The 21785-nt window shown below is 62.3% G+C and carries 4 protein-coding genes; 1 reads left to right on the top strand and 3 read right to left on the bottom strand.

Annotation, left to right across the window (positions count from 1 at the left end; translation table 11 throughout):
* Positions 1-224: 224 nt before the first annotated feature.
* From AC07N4_RS21590 to AC07N4_RS21600, 3 genes are read right to left on the bottom strand one after another with little or no spacing between them, the layout of a single operon-like run.
* Positions 225-1592 (bottom strand): HlyD family type I secretion periplasmic adaptor subunit, encoded by a 1368-nt coding sequence (locus AC07N4_RS21590; RefSeq protein WP_096823036.1) that lies wholly within the window; start codon positions 1590-1592, stop codon positions 225-227.
* The gene (locus tag AC07N4_RS21595; RefSeq protein ID WP_096823037.1) at positions 1582-3738 is read right to left on the bottom strand and encodes a type I secretion system permease/ATPase; all 2157 of its coding nucleotides are present in this window, start codon (positions 3736-3738) and stop codon (positions 1582-1584) included. The genes AC07N4_RS21590 and AC07N4_RS21595 overlap by 11 nt, the downstream gene beginning before the upstream one ends.
* A 34-nt stretch (positions 3739-3772) precedes the next feature.
* Complete coding sequence (locus AC07N4_RS21600; RefSeq protein ID WP_096823038.1) at positions 3773-5125, bottom strand: TolC family outer membrane protein; 1353 nt, start codon at positions 5123-5125, stop codon at positions 3773-3775.
* Between the two features lie 358 nt (positions 5126-5483).
* On the opposite strand from AC07N4_RS21600, the gene AC07N4_RS21605 reads away from it, so the two are divergent.
* Positions 5484-21716, top strand: coding sequence for a LapA family giant adhesin (locus AC07N4_RS21605; protein ID WP_493065926.1), 16233 nt, complete (start codon positions 5484-5486; stop codon positions 21714-21716).
* Positions 21717-21785 lie beyond the last annotated feature (69 nt).

The following is a 21785-nucleotide window of genomic DNA, read 5'->3' on the forward strand; positions in this document are numbered from 1 at the left end:
TTGCGTGTGGGTTCGTGTCGTGCGGCGCGCCGATTGGTCGGCAGGTACGCAGGAGGTCGACTTTATAGCTATAAGAAGCGGAATTTAAATACCGTTAGCGAATAACGATATGGCGATTGCTTTGGAATGGACTGGATGGTGAGTGACCATTTGTGTCACTTCTGGACGGGATACGTTGTTGCGACGGACGCCTTCGCGAGTCCCGCGAAGGCGTCCGTGAAGGCTTATCGCTCGTGCAACGCCTCAGCCCGCGCCCGGATGATCGGTTTGAGCAGGTAGCTCAGCACGGTCTTCTTGCCGGTGATGATATCCACCGACGCCACCATCCCCGGGATGATCAGCAACGGCTTCTCGTCAGTGCCGAGATGGCTGCGATCGGTGCGCAGCTTGATGATGTAGTAGGTGGTTTTCTTGTCTTCGTCGGTGATGGTGTCGGCACCGATTTGCTCGAGCTTGGCCTTCAGACCACCGTAGATGGTGTAGTCATACGCGGTGAATTTCACCGTAGCTTCCTGGCCCGGATGCAGGAACGCGATGTCCTGCGGACGGATCTTCGCTTCGACCAGCAAGGTGTCGTCCAGCGGCACGATTTCCAGCAAATCGCTGCCTGGCTGGATCACACCGCCGATGGTGTTGACCAGCATCTTGTTGACGATGCCGCGCACCGGCGAGGTGACGAGCGTCCGGCTGACCCGGTCTTCCAGCGCCTTGCCGGTGGCCTGGGCCTTGTTCAGGTCGGTGCGGGCTTCGTTGAGCTGAGTCAGGGCTTCGCTGCGGAATTTGCCGCGAGTTTCGTCGATCTTGCGCTGCACTTCCTTGATCGCCGATTCGGCACGCGGGATCGCCAGTGTGGTGGCGTCGAGCTGACCACGGGTTTCCACTTCTGCACGCTTGAGTCGCAGCACTTCCACCGGCGACACCGCGCCCTGGGCCACGAGCGGCTCGGACATGTTGATTTCCTGGCGTTGCAGGCCGAGTTGCTGGCGGTACTGCGCCTGCTTCGAGGTGAACTCGCGCAACTCTTGCTGACGCTGGATCAACTGCTCCTGCAAGCCGCCGACTTCATCGTGCAATTGCTGACGACGGCTGACGTACAGCGATTCTTCGCTCTTGGCCTGACCCGGCACGGCTTTGAGCACGTCCTCCGGGAAATTCAGCGGACGGTCATCGACTTCGGCGCTCAGGCGCTCGACCCGCAGCAGCATCGACAAGCGATCAGCTTCGGTTTCGCCGACGTTGGAAGCGAATCGCGTGTCGTCCAGGCGAACCAGCGGGGCGCCGGCTTCGACAATCTGGCCTTCCTTGACGAACAGCTCGGAGACGATACCGCCCTCAAGGTTCTGGATTTTCTGGATCTTCGACGATGGAATCGCCTTGCCGTCGCCTTTGGTCACTTCGTCGATGACGGCGAAGTTGGCCCACAGCATCAGGAACACGAAGAAACCGATGATCGCCCAGATCGTCAGCCGCACCACACGCGGCGCGTCCTCGATCAAGGCCTTGTTGACCTCCGGCAGCGGCTGGCCCTGCAGCGAGGCAGAGCCCTTGAAGTAGCGACGGATCGAATCCTTGAAACCCGACTTAAGCAACACTGATCTGCCCCTTCTTCAACGCTTCCATCACGGCGGCTTTCGGGCCATCGGCGAGAATCTGCCCGCGGTCGATCACCAGCAGACGATCCACCAGCGACAGCAGTGACGCCCGGTGCGTCACCAGCACCACGGTCTTGTTTTCAACGACTGCAGCCAGGCGTTGCTTGAGGCGCTCTTCGCCGGTGTTGTCCATGGCGCTGGTCGGTTCGTCGAGCAGCAGGATCGGCGGATTGAGCAACAGCGCCCGGGCCAGGGCGACGTTCTGCCGCTGGCCGCCGGACAGGTTCTGCCCGCGCTCGCCGACTTGCAGTTCATAACCCTGCGGGTGCAGGCGGGCGAATTCATGCACGCCGGCCAGTTCGGCGGCTTGCAGCACCAGCTCGTCCTCGACGTAACGGGCGCCGGAAATCAGGTTGTCACGCAGGGTGCCGGCCAGCAGTTGGATGTCCTGCGGCACGTAGCCGATGTTGTAGCGCAACTCGCTGACGTCGATCTGGCGGATATCGACGCCATCCACCAGCAACGCGCCATCGTCCGGCTGATACAGGCCGACCAGCAGTTTGGCCAGCGAGCTCTTGCCCGAACCGCTGCGGCCGATGATGCCGATCTTCTCGCCGGGACGGATCACCAGGTTGATGTTTTTCAGCGCCGGGTTCTGTTGATCCGGGTAGGTGAAGTTGAGCTGACGGCATTCAATGGCGCCTTGCAGCACCTTGCGGCTCAGCGGGCGCTCTTCGAAATTGCGCTCCTGCGGCAGCTCCATCATCTGGTCGACCGAGGTCATGGTCACCCGCGCCTGCTGATAACGAGTCAGCAAACCGGACAGCGATGCCAGCGGGCTCAGTGCGCGACCGCTGAGCATGTAGCAGGCAATCAGACCGCCCATGCTCAGGTTGCCGGCGATGATCTGGTACACGCCGAAGACGATCATGATCACCCCGGCCAGTTGCTGGATCAGCAGGGTGATGTTCATCGCCAGGCCGGAGAGCATTTTCACCCGCAGCTCGAGGCGGCTGAGAGTGCCAATGGTTTGTTCCCACTGATACTGGCGTTCGCTTTCGGCGTTGTTGACCTTCACCGCGTCGAGGCCGGCGAGGGTTTCGATCAGGCTCGACTGACGCTCGGCCCCCAGCGCCATGGTGCGTTCCATGGTTGCCACCAGCGGCTTCTGCAGTGCGTAGCCGATCAGCAGCGCAATCGGGAAGGCCAGCACCGGAATCCACACCAGATGCCCGCCGAGAATCGCGATGACGATGAAGATCAGGAGGGTGAACGGCAGGTCGATCAGGCTGGTCAGGGTCAGCGAGGCGAGGAAATCGCGCAGGCTCTGGAACTCATGGATGTTCTGGGCAAAGCTGCCGACCCGCGCCGGGCGGTATTTCATGGCCATGCCGACAATGCGTTCGAACAGCGTGGCGGAGATGATCAGGTCGGTTTTCTTGCCGGCCAGATCCAGGCACAGGCTGCGCAGGCTCTTGAGGATCAGGTCGAAAATGTAGGCGCCAGTGATGCCCAGTGCGAGGACCCACAGGGTCGCTTCAGCCTGGTTCGGCACTACGCGGTCGTAGACGTTCATCACGAACAGCGGCGCGGCCATGGCGATGATGTTGATCAGGAAACTGGCGGCGATGGCGTCGACGTACAGCCAGCGCGAGCGCTTGAGGGTGTCGCGGAACCACGAGCGTGCACGCGGGATCAGCGTGCCATGGTTGACGTCGAATTTGTGCTGGGGTTGGGCGAAGAACACTTTGCCGAGGTAGTCGTCGGCCAGCAGCTCACGGTTGACGAGGGACTCGCCGCCGTCGGTTTCGCTGAGCAACACCCGGGCTTCGTTCTCACCCTGCCAGCCGAGCAGGACAGCGCTGCGACCATCCTTGAGCAGCAACAGCGCCGGCATGGCGATGGCCGGAATCTCTTCCAGCTTGCGTTGCAGCACCCGCCCCTGCAGTCCGGCGCGCGCCGCCGCACGGGGCAGCAGCTCGACACTCAGGCGTTGCTTGGGCAGCGGCAGACCGGTGGTCAGCATCGCCGCGCTGGCGGGTTTCTGGTGCAGCATGCAAAGGGCGAGCAGACCATCCAGTAACGGATCGTCGTGCAACGCGCGTGGATCATGACTGAGATGAACTCGACTGACTTCTGATTCCACGCTCGACACTCTTTAACAGTTGAAAAGGGACAACTCAATTCATCCCGGGCAGTTGGACCTTGGGCTTCACGTCGTTCTGCACAACGGATGCCATCGGTGCGACCACTCCCTGGCTCTTGAGCAACTCGCCCATGGTCGCCTTGATTCGGTACTGAGTAAATAACTGAATGTTTTTGATCTCGGCCAGACGGCGCGAAGCGGTGAACAGTTCGTTTTCACTGTCGAGCAAATCCAGCAGGGTTCGTTCGCCGAGGCTGAACTGACGCTGGTAAGCGGTACGCACCGAGGTGCTGTGATCAACGTACTGCTGAGCGATCGGCACCTGGGCGTTGGCGTTGTTCAAGGCGTTCCAGGCCAGGCCCAGTTCTTCGTTCAACTGACGCAGGGCGTTGTTGCGGATGTCCAGCGCCTGATTCGACAGGTAGGACTTGGATTCCAGGTCAGCCTTGTTGCTGCCACCGGAGTACAGGTTGAAGCGCATGCGCAGCATCGCCTGCCATTCATTGTTGTGACCGTTCTGACCGTCGAGGTCGTTGTCGGCGGTGCGGCCCAGTTCGGCGTCGAAACGTGGGTAGAAGGTCGACTTGGCGGTTTCGTACTGCTTCTCGGCAGCAGCGATGTCGGACTCGGCCGAGCGCAGGATCGGGCTGTTTTCCAGCATCTGCTGGCGCGCTTCATTGAGGTTGGCCGGCATCATCGCCATGAACGGCGCCGGACGCTCCAGTTGATCGGGCATCTGGCCGACAGCGCTGAGGAAGTTGGTTTCCGAGTCGGCGAGGTTGGTCTGCTCGGTCAGCAGATTGTTGCGGGCCTGGGCCATCCGCGCTTCGGCCTGGTCGAGGTCGGCACCGCTGCCGACGCCGCGCTGGGTGCGCAACTGGATCTGGTCGTAGATACGCTGGTGGCTCTTGAGGTTTTCCTCGGCCAGGCGCACGAATTCGCGACGGGTCAACACGTCCAGGTAAACCTGGGCCACGGTCAGCGCGGTGCGTTCGGAGGTGCCCAGCAAGGAGTAGGCGCGGGAGTTGACGGTGGCTTGTTGACGCCCGACTTCGCTGGACGTCGCAAAACCGTCAAAAACCATTTGCGACAGGCGCACACTCGACTCGCCGCGATTCAGGGTTTCCCAGTGATTGCCGCCACCGTTGGCACGGGTGGTGACGCTGTCGGTGCCTTCACGGCCATAACCGCCGAGCAGATCGACCTTGGGCAGGTATCCACCTTTGGCAGCCTTTAACTGATAATCCGCAGCCAATCGACTGTTGACCCCTGCCTGGATTTCCGGATGGACATCCAGTGCCTGTTGCATGGCTTCCGGTAAGGATTGTGCTTGTGCAAAAGAGGCGGCGAGAGCGAAGGGTAGAGCCTTGAGCAGGTGCGAACGCATGGTAAAGATTTCCCAGAACTTCTTGTCTTGAATCACAGCAAAATGGCGAGCTGCGTCGGAAGATGGCAACCGGAATGACCGTATGTCGGAAAGTTTAAAACCGGAACTGGATCACACGCTGAAGGCAGGTCGCCGCATAAATATCAATGTGACATTACTGGGGCGATTGTTTAGGATGGCTCCCAGAAGGTCAATAGTTTGGCATAAACTTAATAGCGAAAGAATCTAGCCAAAATATTGACGAAGATCAGCGTCAAACTTGATTCACATTTTTTTAAAAGTACGTCCAGACTGAATCGGCGCAGAAAGCCATCAGGTCTATGGAAGTCAACTGAACGTGACACCCGGAGAGTCTTCAATGAGCAGTGTTGTTGCCATCGTCAAAAGCATTGTCGGTCAGGTTTTCGTGGTGTCCCCAGAGGGCGTCCGTCGCGTACTCGTTGAAGGCGACCGCTTGTTCGTCGGTGATCAGGTCGATACCGGCGTTTCCGGCGCGGTGTCCCTGGAACTGGCCGATGGTCGCACCCTGGACCTGGGCCGCGACACGCAGTGGAGCGCCAGCACTCCGGACTCCAGCACCGATCTGGCCGAGGCCTCTGCGCAAGCCGCGCCGTCCGTTGCAGAACTGCAACAAGCCATCGCCGCCGGCGCTGACCCGACCACCGCCCTTGAAGCCACCGCTGCCGGCCCAAGCGCCGCAGGCACGGGCGGTGCTGCCGGTGGCGGCCACAGTTTCGTGATGCTCGACGCGACCGCAGGCCGTGTCGACCCGACCATCGGCTTCCCGACCGCAGGCATCAACTCCGGTGGCCAGGCCGCCCAGAACATCACCGGTGGCCAGACCACCGATACCACCACCAACGCCCTGCGCGACTCGACCCTGAGCCTCAGCGCCACGCCGACCATCACTGAAGCCGGCGGCGTGCTTGTATACACCGCGACCCTGACCCAGGCGCCGCTGACCGACCTGACCATCACCCTGTCCAACGGCTCGGTGATCGTGATTCCGGCAGGCTCCACCACCGGCACCGTCAACGTGCCATTGGCACCGAACGATACGGTCTACAACGACCCGACCCAGATCAACGTGACCGTCACCGGCACCACCGGTGGCAACGGCATTACCGTCACCGTGCCGACCACCCCGGCCGTGACCCAGGTCACCGACACCATCGACACCACCACCGTCACCCTGACGGCGGGCAACAGCGTCACCGAAGGTGGCCAGATCACCTACACCGCGACCCTGACCAACCCGGCGCAGACACCGGTCACCGTCACCCTGTCCAACGGCTCGACCATCACCATCGGCGCCGGCCAGACCACCGGCACCGTCAACGTGCCGACCGCGCCGAATGACGTCTATAACAACGGCAGCACCGTCACTACCACGATTACGGGCGCAACCGGCGGCAACTTCGAAAACCTGGTGCCGAACCCGACGCCGGCCGTCACCACGATTGTGGACTCGATCGACACCACCGGTTTGACCCTGACAGCCACCGGCACCGTGGTCGAAGGCGGCCAGATCACCTACACCGCGACCTTGACCAACCCGGCGCAGACGCCGGTGACCGTCACCCTGTCGAACGGCTCGACCATCACCATCGAAGCCGGCAAGACCAGCGGCAGCGTCAACGTGCCGACCGCACCGAATGACGTCTACAACAACGGTGGCACCGTCAGCACCACGATTACCGGCGCTACCGGCGGCAACTTCGAAAACCTGGTACCGAACACGACACCGGCGACCACCACGGTCACCGACTCTATCGACACCACCAACCTGTCGCTGAGCGCCACCGGTTCCGTGGCTGAAGGCGGTTCGATCGTCTACACCGCGACCCTGACCAATCCGGCCGGCACCCCGGTGACCGTGACGTTGAGCAACGGCTCCGTCATCACCATTGAAGCGGGCAAAACCACTGGCACTGTGACCGTTCCGGCGCCTGCCGATGACGTTTACAAGGATGCGGGCAAAGTTGAAGTCAGCATTACCGGTACCACTGGCGGCAATTTCGAGAACCTGGTGCCGAGCACCGTTCCGGCCGTCACCGAAGTCACCGACACCATCGATACCACTACGGTCAAACTGACCGCGACCGAGTCGGCGGCTGAAGGCGGTACTGTCACTTATACCGCTACGGTGGGCGCGCCAGTGACCGGTTCGCCGGTCACCGTCACTTTGGCCAACGGCCAGACCATCACCATCGAAGTCGGCAAAACCACCGGTACCGTGACCACCACCGCGCCGAACGATGCGTTGAACGGTCATGAGCCACTGAGCAACTCGATCACTGGCGTAACGGGCGGCAACTACGAGAACCTCGTAGCCGACAAGACCCCGGTCAGCACCACCGTGACCGATACCGTCGACACTACCAACCTGACCCTGAGCGCTACCGGCTCCGTGGCCGAAGGCGGCTCGATTGTTTACACCGCAACCCTGACCAACCCCGCAGGCACGCCGGTGACCGTGACGTTGAGCAACGGCTCCGTCATCACCATCGAGGCCGGTAAAACAACTGGCACCGTAACGGTTCCTGCGCCAGCCGATGACGTCTACAAAGATGCCGGCAAGGTCGAAGTGACCATCAAGGACGCTTCCGGTGGCAACTTCGAGAATCTGGTACCAAGCACCGTTCCGGCCGTCACGGAAGTCACCGATACCATCGACACTTCGACCGTCAAACTGACGGCTGATACGTCGGTCGCGGAAGGCGGCACTGTCACCTACACCGCCACGGTGAGTGCACCGGTCACCGGCTCGCCAGTGACTGTCACTTTGGCCAACGGTCAGTCGATCACCATCGAAGTCGGCAAGACTACCGGTACCGTGACCACCACGGCGCCAAACGATGTGCTGACCGGCCAGGCGCCGCTGAGCAACTCGATCACCGGCGTTTCCGGCGGCAACTACGAAAACCTCGTGGCCGACAAGACGCCGGTCAGCACCACAGTGACCGACACTGTCGACACCACCAACCTGACCCTCAGCGCCACTGGCTCTGTGGCCGAAGGCGGCTCGATTGTTTACACCGCGACCCTGACCAACCCGGCCGGCACGCCGGTGACCGTGACGTTGAGCAACGGCTCCGTCATCACCATCGAAGCGGGTAAAACCACGGGCACCGTGACGGTTCCGGCACCAGCCGATGACGTTTACAAAGACGCCGGCAAAGTCGAAGTGACCATCAAGGACGCGTCCGGCGGCAACTTCGAGAATCTGGTGCCAAGCACCGTTCCGGCCGTCACTGAAGTCACTGACACCATCGACACGACGACCGTGAAGCTGACCGCTTCCGAAACCGCTGCTGAAGGTGGCACTGTCACCTACACCGCGACCGTTGGCGCGCCTGTGACCGGCTCGCCAGTGACTGTCACTTTGGCCAATGGCCAGACCATCACCATCGAAGTCGGCAAGACCACCGGCACCGTGACCACCACCGCGCCGAACGATGCATTGAACGGTCATGAGCCACTGAGCAACTCGATCACTGGCGTGACTGGCGGCAACTACGAAAACCTCGTGGCCGACAAGACGCCGGTCAGCACCACAGTGACCGACACTGTCGACACCACCAACCTGACCCTCAGCGCCACTGGCTCTGTGGCCGAAGGCGGCTCGATTGTTTACACCGCGACCCTGACCAACCCGGCCGGCACGCCGGTGACCGTGACGTTGAGCAACGGCTCCGTCATCACCATCGAAGCGGGTAAAACCACGGGCACCGTGACGGTTCCGGCACCAGCCGATGACGTTTACAAAGACGCCGGCAAAGTCGAAGTGACCATCAAGGACGCGTCCGGCGGCAACTTCGAGAATCTGGTGCCAAGCACCGTTCCGGCCGTCACTGAAGTCACTGACACCATCGACACGACGACCGTGAAGCTGACCGCTTCCGAAACCGCTGCTGAAGGTGGCACTGTCACCTACACCGCGACCGTTGGCGCGCCTGTGACCGGCTCGCCAGTGACTGTCACTTTGGCCAATGGCCAGACCATCACCATCGAAGTCGGCAAGACCACCGGCACCGTGACCACCACGGCACCGAACGATGCATTGAACGGTCATGAGCCACTGAGCAACTCGATCACTGGTGTGAGCGGCGGCAACTACGAAAACCTCGTGGCCGACAAGACGCCGGTCAGCACCACCGTCACCGATACCGTCGACACCACCAATCTGTCGCTGACCGCGACTGGCTCCGTGGCCGAGGGCGGTTCGATCGTCTACACCGCGACCCTGACCAATCCGGCCGGCACCCCGGTAACCGTGACGTTGAGCAATGGCTCCGTCATCACCATCGAAGCTGGCAAGACCACGGGCACCGTGACCGTTCCGGCTCCGGCCGATGACGTCTACAAGGACGCCGGCAAAGTCGAAGTGACCATCAAGGACGCTTCCGGCGGCAACTTCGAGAACCTGGTGCCAAGCACCGTTCCGGCCGTCACTGAAGTGACCGATACCATCGACACCTCGACCGTGAAGTTGAGCGCCGATACGTCCGTAGCCGAAGGTGGCACCGTCACCTATACCGCGACCGTTGGCGCCCCCGTCACCGGTTCGCCTGTGACCGTGACCCTGGCCAACGGCCAGACCATCACCATCGAAGTCGGCAAAACCACCGGTACCGTCACCACCACCGCGCCGAACGATGCGTTGAACGGTCATGAACCGCTGAGCAACTCGATCACTGGCGTTTCCGGTGGCAACTACGAAAACCTCGTGGCTGACAAAACCCCGGTTTCGACTACGGTCACCGACACTGTCGACACCACTAATCTGTCGCTGGCCGCGACTGGCTCGGTGGCCGAAGGCGGTTCGATCGTCTACACCGCGACCCTGACCAACCCCGCAGGCACTCCGGTGACCGTGACGTTGAGCAACGGCTCCGTCATCACCATCGAAGCGGGCAAAACCACCGGCACCGTGACCGTTCCAGCCCCTGCCGATGACGTCTACAAAGACGCCGGTAAAGTCGAAGTGACCATCAAGGATGCAACCGGCGGTAACTTCGAGAACCTGGTTCCGAGCACTGTTCCTGCCGTGACTGAAGTCACTGACACCATCGACACCACCACGGTCAAACTGACCGCGACCGAGTCGGCAGCTGAAGGTGGCACAGTCACTTACACCGCGACTGTGGGTGCACCCGTGACTGGTTCGCCGGTCACCGTGACCTTGGCCAACGGTCAGTCGATCACCATCGAAGTGGGCAAGACCACTGGCACCGTCACCACCACCGCGCCGAACGATGCGTTGAACGGTCACGAGCCACTGAGCAACTCGATCACTGGCGTCAGCGGCGGCAATTACGAGAATCTGGTTGCTGACAAAACCCCTGTTTCGACTACTGTCACCGACACCGTCGACACTACCAATTTGACCCTCAGTGCTACCGGTTCTGTGGCTGAAGGCGGTTCGATCGTCTACACCGCGACCCTGACCAACCCGGCCGGCACGCCGGTGACCGTGACGTTGAGCAACGGCGCCGTCATCACCATCGAAGCGGGCAAAACCACGGGTACCGTCAGCGTTCCGGCACCGGCCGATGACGTCTACAAAGACGCGGGCAAAGTCGAAGTCACCATCAAGGACGCGTCCGGCGGCAACTTCGAGAACCTGGTGCCAAGCACCGTTCCGGCCGTCACCGAAGTGACCGACACCATCGACACCACCACGGTCAAACTGACCGCGACTGAATCGGCAGCTGAAGGCGGCACCGTCACTTACACCGCCACCGTCGGCGCGCCTGTCACCGGTTCGCCTGTGACTGTGACCCTGTCCAACGGTCAGTCGATCACCATCGAAGTCGGCAAGACCACCGGCACCGTCACCACCACCGCACCGAACGATGCGCTCAACGGTCACGAACCGCTGACCAACTCGATCACCGGCGTAACCGGCGGCAACTACGAAAACCTCGTGGCCGACAAGACCCCGGTCAGCACCACCGTCACCGACACCGTCGACACCACCAACCTGACCCTGAGCGCCACCGGTTCTGTGGCCGAGGGTGGTTCGATCATTTACACCGCGACCCTGACCAATCCGGCCGGCACCCCGGTGACCGTGACCCTGTCGAACGGTGCCGTGATCACCATCGAGGCCGGCAAAACTACCGGCACCGTCAGCGTTCCGGCACCGGCCGATGACGTCTACAAAGATGCAGGCAAAGTCGAAGCAACCATTTCGACCGCCACCGGCGGCAACTTCGAGAACCTGGTGCCAAGCACCGTTCCGGCCGTCACCGAAGTGACCGATACCATCGACACCTCGACCGTCAAACTGACCGCGACCGAGTCGGCGGCTGAAGGCGGCACCGTCACTTACACCGCAACGGTTGGCGCACCTGTGACTGGCTCGCCGGTCACCGTGACCCTGGCCAACGGTCAGTCGATCACCATCGAAGTCGGCAAAACCACCGGCACCGTGACCACCACCGCGCCGAACGACGCACTCAACGGTCACGAACCGCTGACCAACTCGATCACTGGCGTGAGCGGCGGCAACTACGAGAACCTCGTAGCCGACAAGACACCGGTCAGCACCACCGTGACCGACACCGTCGACACCACCAACCTGACCCTGAGCGCGACGCCGGCAGTCAACGAAGGTGGCCAGATCACCTACACCGCGACCCTGACCAACGCCGCCGGCACCCCGGTGACCGTGACGTTGAGCAACGGCGCCGTGATCACCATCGAGGCCGGCAAAACCACCGGCACCGTGACCGTCGATGCACCGAAGGACGACGTCTACAAGGACGCCGGCACCGTCGAAACGACCATCAAGGGCGCGACCGGTGGCGACTTCGAACACCTGGTCACCAGCACCACCCCGGCGGTCACCACCGTCAATGACACCATCGACACGTCCACCGTGTCGCTGACCGCTACCGCCAACGTCGCCGAAGGCGAAACCGTGGTCTACACCGCAACCGTGACGGCGCCCGTGACCGGCTCGCCGGTCGTCGTGACCCTGTCCAACGGCCAGACCATCACCATCGCCGTCGGCGAGACCACCGGCACCGTGAACTTCGTCGCGCCGAACAGCCCGCTGGCTGGCGGCAGTTCGCTGAGCGTGACCATCGACAAGGCCACCGGTGGCAACTACGAAAACCTGGCGGTCGACAGCAAACCGGCAAACACCTCGGTGTCGGACACCGTCGACACGACCAACCTGAACCTGACGGCCACCGATTCGGTCGCCGAGGGTGGCTCGATTGTCTACACCGCCACCCTGACCAACCCGGCTGGTACGCCGGTGACCGTGACCCTGTCGAACGGCGCGGTGATCACCATCGAAGCCGGCAAGACCACTGGCACCGTGACCGTTCCGGCTCCTGCGGACGATGTGTACAAGGATGCCGGCAAAGTCGAGGCAACCATTTCGACCGCCACCGGCGGCGGTTTCGAGAACCTGGTGCCAAGCACCGTTCCAGCCGTGACCAACATCACCGACACCATCGACACCACCACGGTGAAACTCACCGCGACCGAGTCCGCTGCTGAAGGTGGCTCCGTCACCTACACCGCCACCGTCGGTGCGCCTGTCACCGGTTCGCCAGTGACTGTGACCCTGGCCAACGGCCAGTCGATCACCATCGAAGTCGGCAAGACCACCGGAACCGTCACCACCACCGCGCCGAACGATGCACTCAACGGTCACGCGCCGCTGACCAACGCGATCACTGGCGTGACGGGCGGCAATTACGAGAACCTCGTAGCTGACAAGACCCCGGTCAGCACCACCGTGACTGACACCGTCGACACTACCAACCTGACCCTGAGCGCCACTGGCTCCGTGGCCGAGGGTGGTTCGATCGTCTACACCGCGACCCTGACCAACCCAGCCGGTACGCCGGTCACCGTGACCCTGAGCAACGGCGCGGTGATTACCATCGAAGCCGGCAAAACCACGGGTACCGTCAGCGTTCCGGCTCCGGCCGATGACGTCTACAAAGATGCGGGTAAAGTCGAAGCAACCATTTCGACGGCCACTGGCGGCAACTTCGAGAACCTGGTGCCGAGCACCGTTCCGGCCGTAACCCAGGTCACCGACACCATCGACACCACCACGGTGAAACTCACCGCGACCGAGTCGGCGGCTGAAGGCGGCACCGTTACTTACACCGCGACTGTTGGCGCGCCTGTGACTGGCTCGCCAGTGACCGTGACCCTGTCGAACGGTCAGTCGATCACCATCGAAGTCGGCAAAACCACCGGCACCGTGACCACCACCGCACCGAACGATGCGTTGAACGGTCATGCACCGCTGACCAATGCGATCACCGACGTAACGGGCGGCAACTACGAAAACCTCGTAGCTGACAAAACCCCGGTCAACACCACCGTCACCGATACCGTCGACACCACCAACCTGTCGCTGACCGCGACCGGCACCGTGGCCGAGGGTGGTTCGATCGTTTACACCGCCACCTTGACCAACCCGGCCGGCACGCCGCTGACCGTGACCCTGTCGAACGGCGCCGTCATCACCATCGAAGCCGGCAAGACCACGGGCACCGTGACCGTTGCCGCTCCAGCCGACGACGTCTACAAAGACGCCGGCAAGGTCGAAGTCACCATCAAGGATGCAACCGGTGGCAACTTCGAGAACCTCGTTCCGAGCACCGTTCCAGCCGTAACGGAAGTCACCGACACCATCGATACGACGACGGTGAAGCTGACCGCTTCCGAAACGGCCGCTGAAGGCGGCACCGTCACTTACACCGCGACGGTTGGCGCGCCAGTCACCGGCTCGCCTGTGGTTGTCACTTTGGCCAACGGTCAGAGCATCACGATTGAAGTGGGTAAAACCACCGGTACCGTGACCACCACTGCGCCGAACGATGCGCTCAATGGCCACGCGCCGCTGAGCAACGCGATCACCGGCGTGACGGGTGGCAACTACGAGAATCTGGTGGCCGACAAGACACCGGTTTCGACCACCGTCACCGATACCGTCGACACCACCAATCTGACCCTGAGCGCCACTGGCTCCGTGGCCGAAGGCGGCTCGATCGTCTACACCGCCACGCTGACCAACCCGGCCGGCACTCCGGTGACCGTGACCCTGTCAAATGGCGCCGTGATCACCATCGAAGCCGGCAAGACCACCGGCACCGTAACCGTTGCGGCTCCGGCCGATGACGTCTACAAGGACGCCGGCAAAGTCGAAGCGACCATTTCGACAGCCACCGGCGGCAACTTCGAGAACCTGGTGCCAAGCACCGTTCCGGCCGTGACCCAAGTCACCGACACCATCGACACCACCACGGTGAAACTCACTGCGACCGAGTCGGCGGCTGAAGGCGGAACCGTTACTTACACCGCAACCGTGGGTGCCCCGGTGACCGGTTCACCCGTCACGGTGACCCTGTCGAATGGCCAGAGCATCACCATCGAAGTCGGCAAGACCACCGGCACTGTCACCACCACCGCACCGAACGATGCGTTGACCGGTCACGCGCCGTTGACCAACGCGATCACCGGCGTGACGGGCGGCAACTACGAAAACCTCGTAGCCGACAAGACCCCGGTTTCGACCACGGTCACCGACACCGTCGACACCACCAACCTGACCCTCAGCGCCACCAATTCGGTCGCCGAGGGTGGTTCGATCATCTACACCGCGACCCTGACCAACGCTGCTGGCTCGCCAGTCACCGTGACCTTGTCGAACGGCGCAGTCATCACCATCGAAGCGGGCAAGACCACCGGTACCGTGACCGTTGCGGCTCCGGCGGACGACGTCTACAAGGACGCCGGCAAAGTCGAGGCAACCATTTCGACCGCCACCGGTGGCAATTTCGAAAACCTGGTGCCAAGCACCGTACCGGCCGTGACCCAGGTCACCGACACCATCGACACCACCACGGTGAAACTCACCGCGACCGAGTCGGCGGCTGAAGGCGGAACCGTTACTTACACCGCGACTGTTGGCGCACCTGTGACCGGTTCGCCAGTCACTGTGACCCTGTCCAATGGTCAGTCGATCACCATCGAAGTCGGCAAGACCACCGGCACCGTCACCACCACCGCACCAAACGATGCGCTCAACGGCCACGCGCCGCTGACCAACGCGATCACCAACGTGACCGGTGGCAACTACGAAAATCTGGTAGCCGACAAGACACCGGTCAACACCACTGTGACCGACACCGTCGACACCACCAATCTGTCCTTGAGCGCCACCAATTCGGTCGCCGAGGGCGGTTCGATTATCTACACCGCCACATTGACCAACGCTGCTGGCTCGCCAGTCACCGTGACCTTGTCGAACGGCGCCGTGATTACCATCGAAGCCGGTAAAACCACCGGCACCGTGACCGTTCCAGCCCCGGCAGATGACGTCTACAAAGACGCCGGCACTGTCCAGGCCACGATCACCAACGCCACGGGCGGCAACTTCGAGAACCTGGTGCCAAGCACCGTTCCCGCCGTGACCCAGGTCACCGACACCATCGACACCACCACGGTGAAACTCACCGCGACCGAGTCGGCGGCTGAAGGCGGAACCGTTACTTACACCGCGACTGTTGGCGCACCTGTGACCGGTTCGCCAGTCACTGTGACCCTGTCCAATGGTCAGTCGATCACCATCGAAGTCGGCAAGACCACCGGCACCGTCACCACCACCGCACCAAACGATGCGCTCAACGGCCACGCGCCGCTGACCAACGCGATCACCAACGTGACCGGTGGCAACTACGAAAATCTGGTGGCCGACAAGACACCGGTCAACACCACTGTGACCGACACCGTCGACACCACCAATCTGTCCTTGAGCGCCACCAATTCGGTCGCCGAGGGCGGTTCGATTATCTACACCGCCACATTGACCAACGCTGCGGGCACTCCGGTGACCGTGACCTTGAGCAACGGCGCCGTGATCACCATCGAAGCCGGCAAAACCACCGGTACCGTGACCGTTCCTGCACCGGCCGACGACGTCTACAAAGATGCCGGCACTGTCCAGGCCACGATCAGCAACGCCACCGGCGGCAACTTCGAAAACCTGGTGACCAGCACCACGCCAGCGGTGACCAGCGTCACTGACACCATCGACACCACGAACGTGAAACTGACCGCCACCACCAGCGTGGCTGAAGGCGGCACGGTCACTTACACCGCGACTGTCGGCGCCCCTGTGACCGGTTCACCCGTCACGGTGACCCTGTCGAATGGCCAGAGCATCACCATCGAAGTCGGCAAGACCACCGGCACCGTGACCACCACCGCACCGAACGATGTGTTGACCGGCCACGCGCCGCTGACCAACGCGATCACCAACGTGACCGGTGGCAACTACGAGAACCTGGTCGCCGATAAAACCCCGGTTTCGACCACCGTCACCGACACCATCGACACCACCAACCTGTCGCTCACCGCGACCGGCACCGTGGCCGAGGGCGGCTCGATCACCTACACCGCGACTCTGACCAACGCTGCCGGCACTCCGGTGACCGTGACGTTGAGCAATGGCGCCGTGATCACTATCGAAGCCGGCAAAACCACCGGCACCGTGACCGTTCCTGCGCCAGCCGATGACGTCTACAAAGACGCCGGCAACGTGCAGGCCACGATCACCAACGCCAGCGGTGGCAGCTTCGAAAATCTGGTGACCAGCACCACGCCAGCGGTGACCAGCGTCACTGACACCATCGACACCACGACCGTGAAGCTGACCGCGACCACGACGGCAGCCGAAGGTGGCACTGTCACCTATACCGCGACCGTGGGCGCTCCGGTGACTGGCTCGCCAGTGACTGTGACCCTGTCGAACGGTCAGTCGATCACCATCGAAGTCGGCAAGACCACCGGCACTGTCACCACCACTGCGCCTAACGACGTGTTGAATGGTCATGCACCGCTGACCAATGCGATCACCGGCGTAACCGGTGGCAACTACGAAAATCTGGTGGCCGACAAGACACCGGTCAGCACCACCGTGACCGACACTGTCGACACCACCAACCTGTCCCTGAGTGCTACCAATTCGGTTGCCGAAGGTGGTTCGATCATCTACACCGCCACACTGACCAACGCTGCCGGCACTCCGGTGACCGTAACGTTGAGCAATGGCGCCGTGATCACCATCGAGGCGGGTAAAACCACAGGCACCGTGACCGTTCCTGCACCAGCCGATGACGTCTACAAGGACGCCGGCACTGTCCAGGCCACGATCACCAACGCCACGGGCGGCAACTTCGAAAACCTGGTGACCAGCAACACACCAGCGGTGACCAGCGTCACCGATACCATCGACACCACCACCGTGAAGCTGACCGCGACCGCAACAGCGGCCGAGGGTGGCAACGTTGTCTACACCGCGACTGTCGGCGCACCGGTGACCGGCTCGCCAGTGACTGTGACCCTGTCCAATGGCCAGACCATCACGATCGACATCGGTAAAACCACTGGCACCGTGACCACCACCGCGCCTAACGATGCGCTGACCGGTCATGCACCGCTGACCAACTCGATCACCAACGTTTCTGGCGGCAACTACGAAAACCTCGTGGCCGATAAAACCCCGGTTTCGACCACCGTCACCGACACCATCGACACCACCAACCTGTCGCTCACCGCGACCGGCACCGTGGCCGAGGGTGGCTCGATCACTTACACCGCAACACTGACCAACGCCGCTGGCTCGCCAGTGACCGTGACCCTGTCGAACGGCGCCGTGATCACCATCGACGCCGGCAAGACCACCGGCACCGTGACCGTTCCTGCGCCAGCCGATGACGTCTACAAGGACGCCGGCAACGTGCAGGCCTCGATCACCAACGCCACCGGTGGCAACTTCGAGAACCTGGTGACCAGCAATACACCAGCGGTGACCAGCGTCACCGACACCATCGACACCACTACCGTCAGCATCACCGGCAGCACCTCGGTGACCGAAGGCCAGACCGCCAGCTACACCGTCAGCCTGACCCACCCGGCGCAAACCGAAGTGACCCTGAAAATCGTCTACAGCGGCACCGCCGCCGACGGTTCGGACTTCACCGGCGTGTACACCGTGAAGATCCCGGCCGGTGCAAGCACCGCGACCTTCAACGTTGCGACCATCGACGACAAGATCACCGAAGGCACCGAGAACTTCGTGGTCAAGATCGACTCGGCCACCGGCGGTAACTTCGAGAACCTCGCCGTCAGCAGCACTAACGGCAGCGTCAGCACCTCGATCATCGACAACGATGCGCCACCGGTCATCGACCTCGACGCCAACAACTCCAGCGGCGCCACCGGGGCCGACTACAAGGTGACCTTCACCGAGAACACCCCGGGCGCGGGTGTGTCGATTGCCGACACCGATATCAAGATCACCGACCCGGACAGCACCATGCTGACCGGCGCCACCATCGTGCTGACCAACCGTCAGGACGGCGATGCGCTGAATCTGGGCAACAGCGTCAACGGCATCACCATCAATGCCAACAGCACCAACGGCACGATCACGCTGACCCTGTCGGGCAATGCGACGCTGGCCGACTACATGCAGCAGATCAAGAACATCAGCTTCACCAACAGCAGTGAAGACCCGAGCACCGTGCCACGGATCATCACCGTGACCGTGACCGATGGCGGCAACTACTCCAACGTCGCCACCACCACGGTCAATGTGGTGGCGGTCAACGACGCGCCGGTCGCCGCTCCGGTCAATGTCACCGGTACCGAAGACACCCCGCTGATTCTCGGCTGGTCGACCTTCGGCGTCAGCGACGTGGACAGCCCGGCCTCGAGCCTGGGTGTGAAAATCACCCAGCTGCCGGGCGAAGGCAAACTGCAGTATCTGGACGGTTCGACCTGGAAAGACGTCGCCACCAACCAGACCTTCAGCAAGGCCGACATCGACGCCGGCAAGCTGCGCTTCATGCCGGATGCCAACGAGTCGGGCGTGAACGGTTACGGCGGCACCGGCCTGGGCAACAACCAGGCTGACTACGCACAGATCAAGTTCCAGCCAACCGACGGCCAATTGCTGGGCAACACCGGCACCATCAAGATCGACATCACGCCAGTGGCGGATGCACCGACCCTGTCGGTTGCCGATAACAGCGTGAAGTCCACCGGGTTGATCAAGGAAGTCTGGACCGGCCTGTCGGGCCTGGGCACCGACGGCAGCGGCGCGAATTCGACCACGCTGAAAAACGTGATCGACGGCGCCGGCACACCGAACTCCAGCGGCACCGTGACCAACGTGCAATCCGACGGCAGCGTGACCGCCGGCACCGCATCGAAGACTTCGGGCCTGATCTATCTGGAAGCCGGCAAGACCTACACCTTCACCGGTACTGGCGATGACAGCCTGCTGGTGACCATCGGCGGCAAGAGCGTGGCGTCCACGACGTGGGGCGCGGGCGGCAACCTCAACGGTTCGTTCACCCCGACCACCAGCGGCTACTACACCCTGGACATCTACCACCACAACCAGAGCGGTCCGGGCAGCTACGACGTCAACCTGTCGGTCAACGGCAGCACGCCGATCGATCTGAGCAGTGCCGGCGTGCCGATCTACACCGGCGTGACGGATCTGGTGAACGCAGGCGTGACCGTCTCCGACCTGCACGGCAGCAACGGCGAAGGCTATTACGACGGCTACAAACTCAACACCGGCGCCGAAGGCACCACCGTGAAACTGTCGTCGATCAGCACCGCGCTGACCGACACCGACGGCTCGGAAACCCTGAGCATCAAGATCAGCGGCGCACCGGTCGGATCGGTCCTCAGCGACGGCGCAGGCCACAGCTTCACCGTGACCGCCACCAGCGGCGACGCCAACGTCACCGGCTGGAACCTCGGCACCCTGACCGTGACTCCGCCGACCTACTACAACGGCCAGTTCAACCTGACCGTGACCTCGACCTCCACCGAGGCCGTGGGCGGCTCGGCCAGCACCACCGCGACCATTCCGGTCACCGTGGTGCCGGCGGTCTACAACGCAGTGGTCGCCACCTCGGGTGACGACACCTTCACCGGCACCGACGGCAACGACATCATGGTCGCCGACATCGGCGGCCTGACCGTGGTGCCGGGCACCAATTACAACATCGCGTTCATGGTCGACAGCTCCGGCAGCATGAGCGCCTCGTCGATCAACGCCGCCAAGGACTCGCTGACGTCGGTGTTCAACACCCTCAAGCAGAGCATGGGCAACAACTCGGGCACGGTGAACATCTTCCTGGTGGACTTCGATACCCAGGTCAACAAGTCGGTGTCGGTGAACCTCAACGACCCGAATGCGCTGACCTTGCTCAAAGCCGTGCTGGACTCGATGACCTCCGGCGGCGGCACCAACTATGAAGACGTGTTCAAAGCCACGGCCAACTTCTTCCAGAGCACTGAAGCGCTGGCCAACACCGGGGCGAAGAACCTCACGTACTTCATCACCGACGGCCAGCCGACCTACTACCAGAGCGGCGAGCAGACCAACCCGACGCTGTACGGCAACGTGAAGCTCGACGACGTGGTGAAGACCAGCAACTACAAACTGGGCGACAGCTTCAGCACCTACATCGACAGCACCCACTACCTGAGCATCAACACTGCCGGCGCCGTGGTCTTGCAGACGCTGAAGAACGGCAACTGGAGCTGGAACAGCCTCGGCACCATCCACGCCCAGGGCGACGGCACCTATGAGCTGTCGAGCCTGGCGGGTAGCGGCAACAGCACCACGTCGGCCACCACCGACAACGCCAACAGCGGCTTCGCGCTGCTCAGCGGGCTGTCGAACGTCGAGGCCATCGGTATCAACAGCGGCGTCAGCCTCAACGATCTGAAACCTTACGACAGCGATCACAACCCGCAGACCAACATCGATCCCAAGGATCTGGCGAACTCGATCATCGGCCACACCGAGGCGACGATGCCGGGCAACGACACCGTCAGCGGCGGCGACGGCAACGACATCCTGTTCGGCGATCTGGTGAGCTTCAACGGCATTGCCGGCGAGGGTTACCAGGCGATGCAGGCGTTCGTCGCGCAGCAGACCGGCGTCGATGTCAGCAAAGTCACCACCAGCAACGTGCACCAGTACATCACCGAGCACTATCAGGCGTTCGATGTGTCCGGTGCCCATGACGGCAACGACACGCTGCTGGGCGGCGCGGGTAATGACATCCTGTTCGGCTCGGGCGGCAACGACCTGCTCGACGGCGGCAAGGGCAATGACATCCTGCTCGGCGGCACCGGCAACGACACGCTGATCGGTGGCCCGGGCAACGACATCCTGATCGGTGGCTCCGGTGCCGACACCTTCGTCTGGAAGGCAGGCGACACCGGCAACGACGTGATCAAGGACTTCAAGGCCAGCGAAGGCGACCGCATCGACCTGCGTGATCTGTTGCAGGGCGAGACCGGCAGCACCATCGACAACTTCCTGAAGATCACCACGGTCGACGGTGTGTCGTCGCTGCAAGTCAGCTCTGGCGGCAAGTTCAACTCGGGTGATGCCGCAGCCGCCACACCGGACGTGACGATCAAACTGGAAGGCAACAACTGGTCCACTGCCAACATTCACAACCTGATTGCCGGCAGCGATCCGACCATCAAGGTCGACCACAACAACAGCTGATGCGTGAACAAAACGGCCGCCCCAATGGGGCGGCCGTCACGTTTGCGCCCATCACCCCGGTGACGATTT

The sequence above is a fragment of the Pseudomonas sp. GW821-FHT09E04 genome, from assembly GCF_059416185.1.

Coding starts and splice junctions, on each gene's coding strand:
- AC07N4_RS21600 (WP_096823038.1), bottom strand. CDS start 5,125: ATGCGTTCGCACCTGCTCAAGGCTCTACCCTTCGCTCTCGCCGCCTCT.
- AC07N4_RS21605 (WP_493065926.1), top strand. CDS start 5,484: ATGAGCAGTGTTGTTGCCATCGTCAAAAGCATTGTCGGTCAGGTTTTC.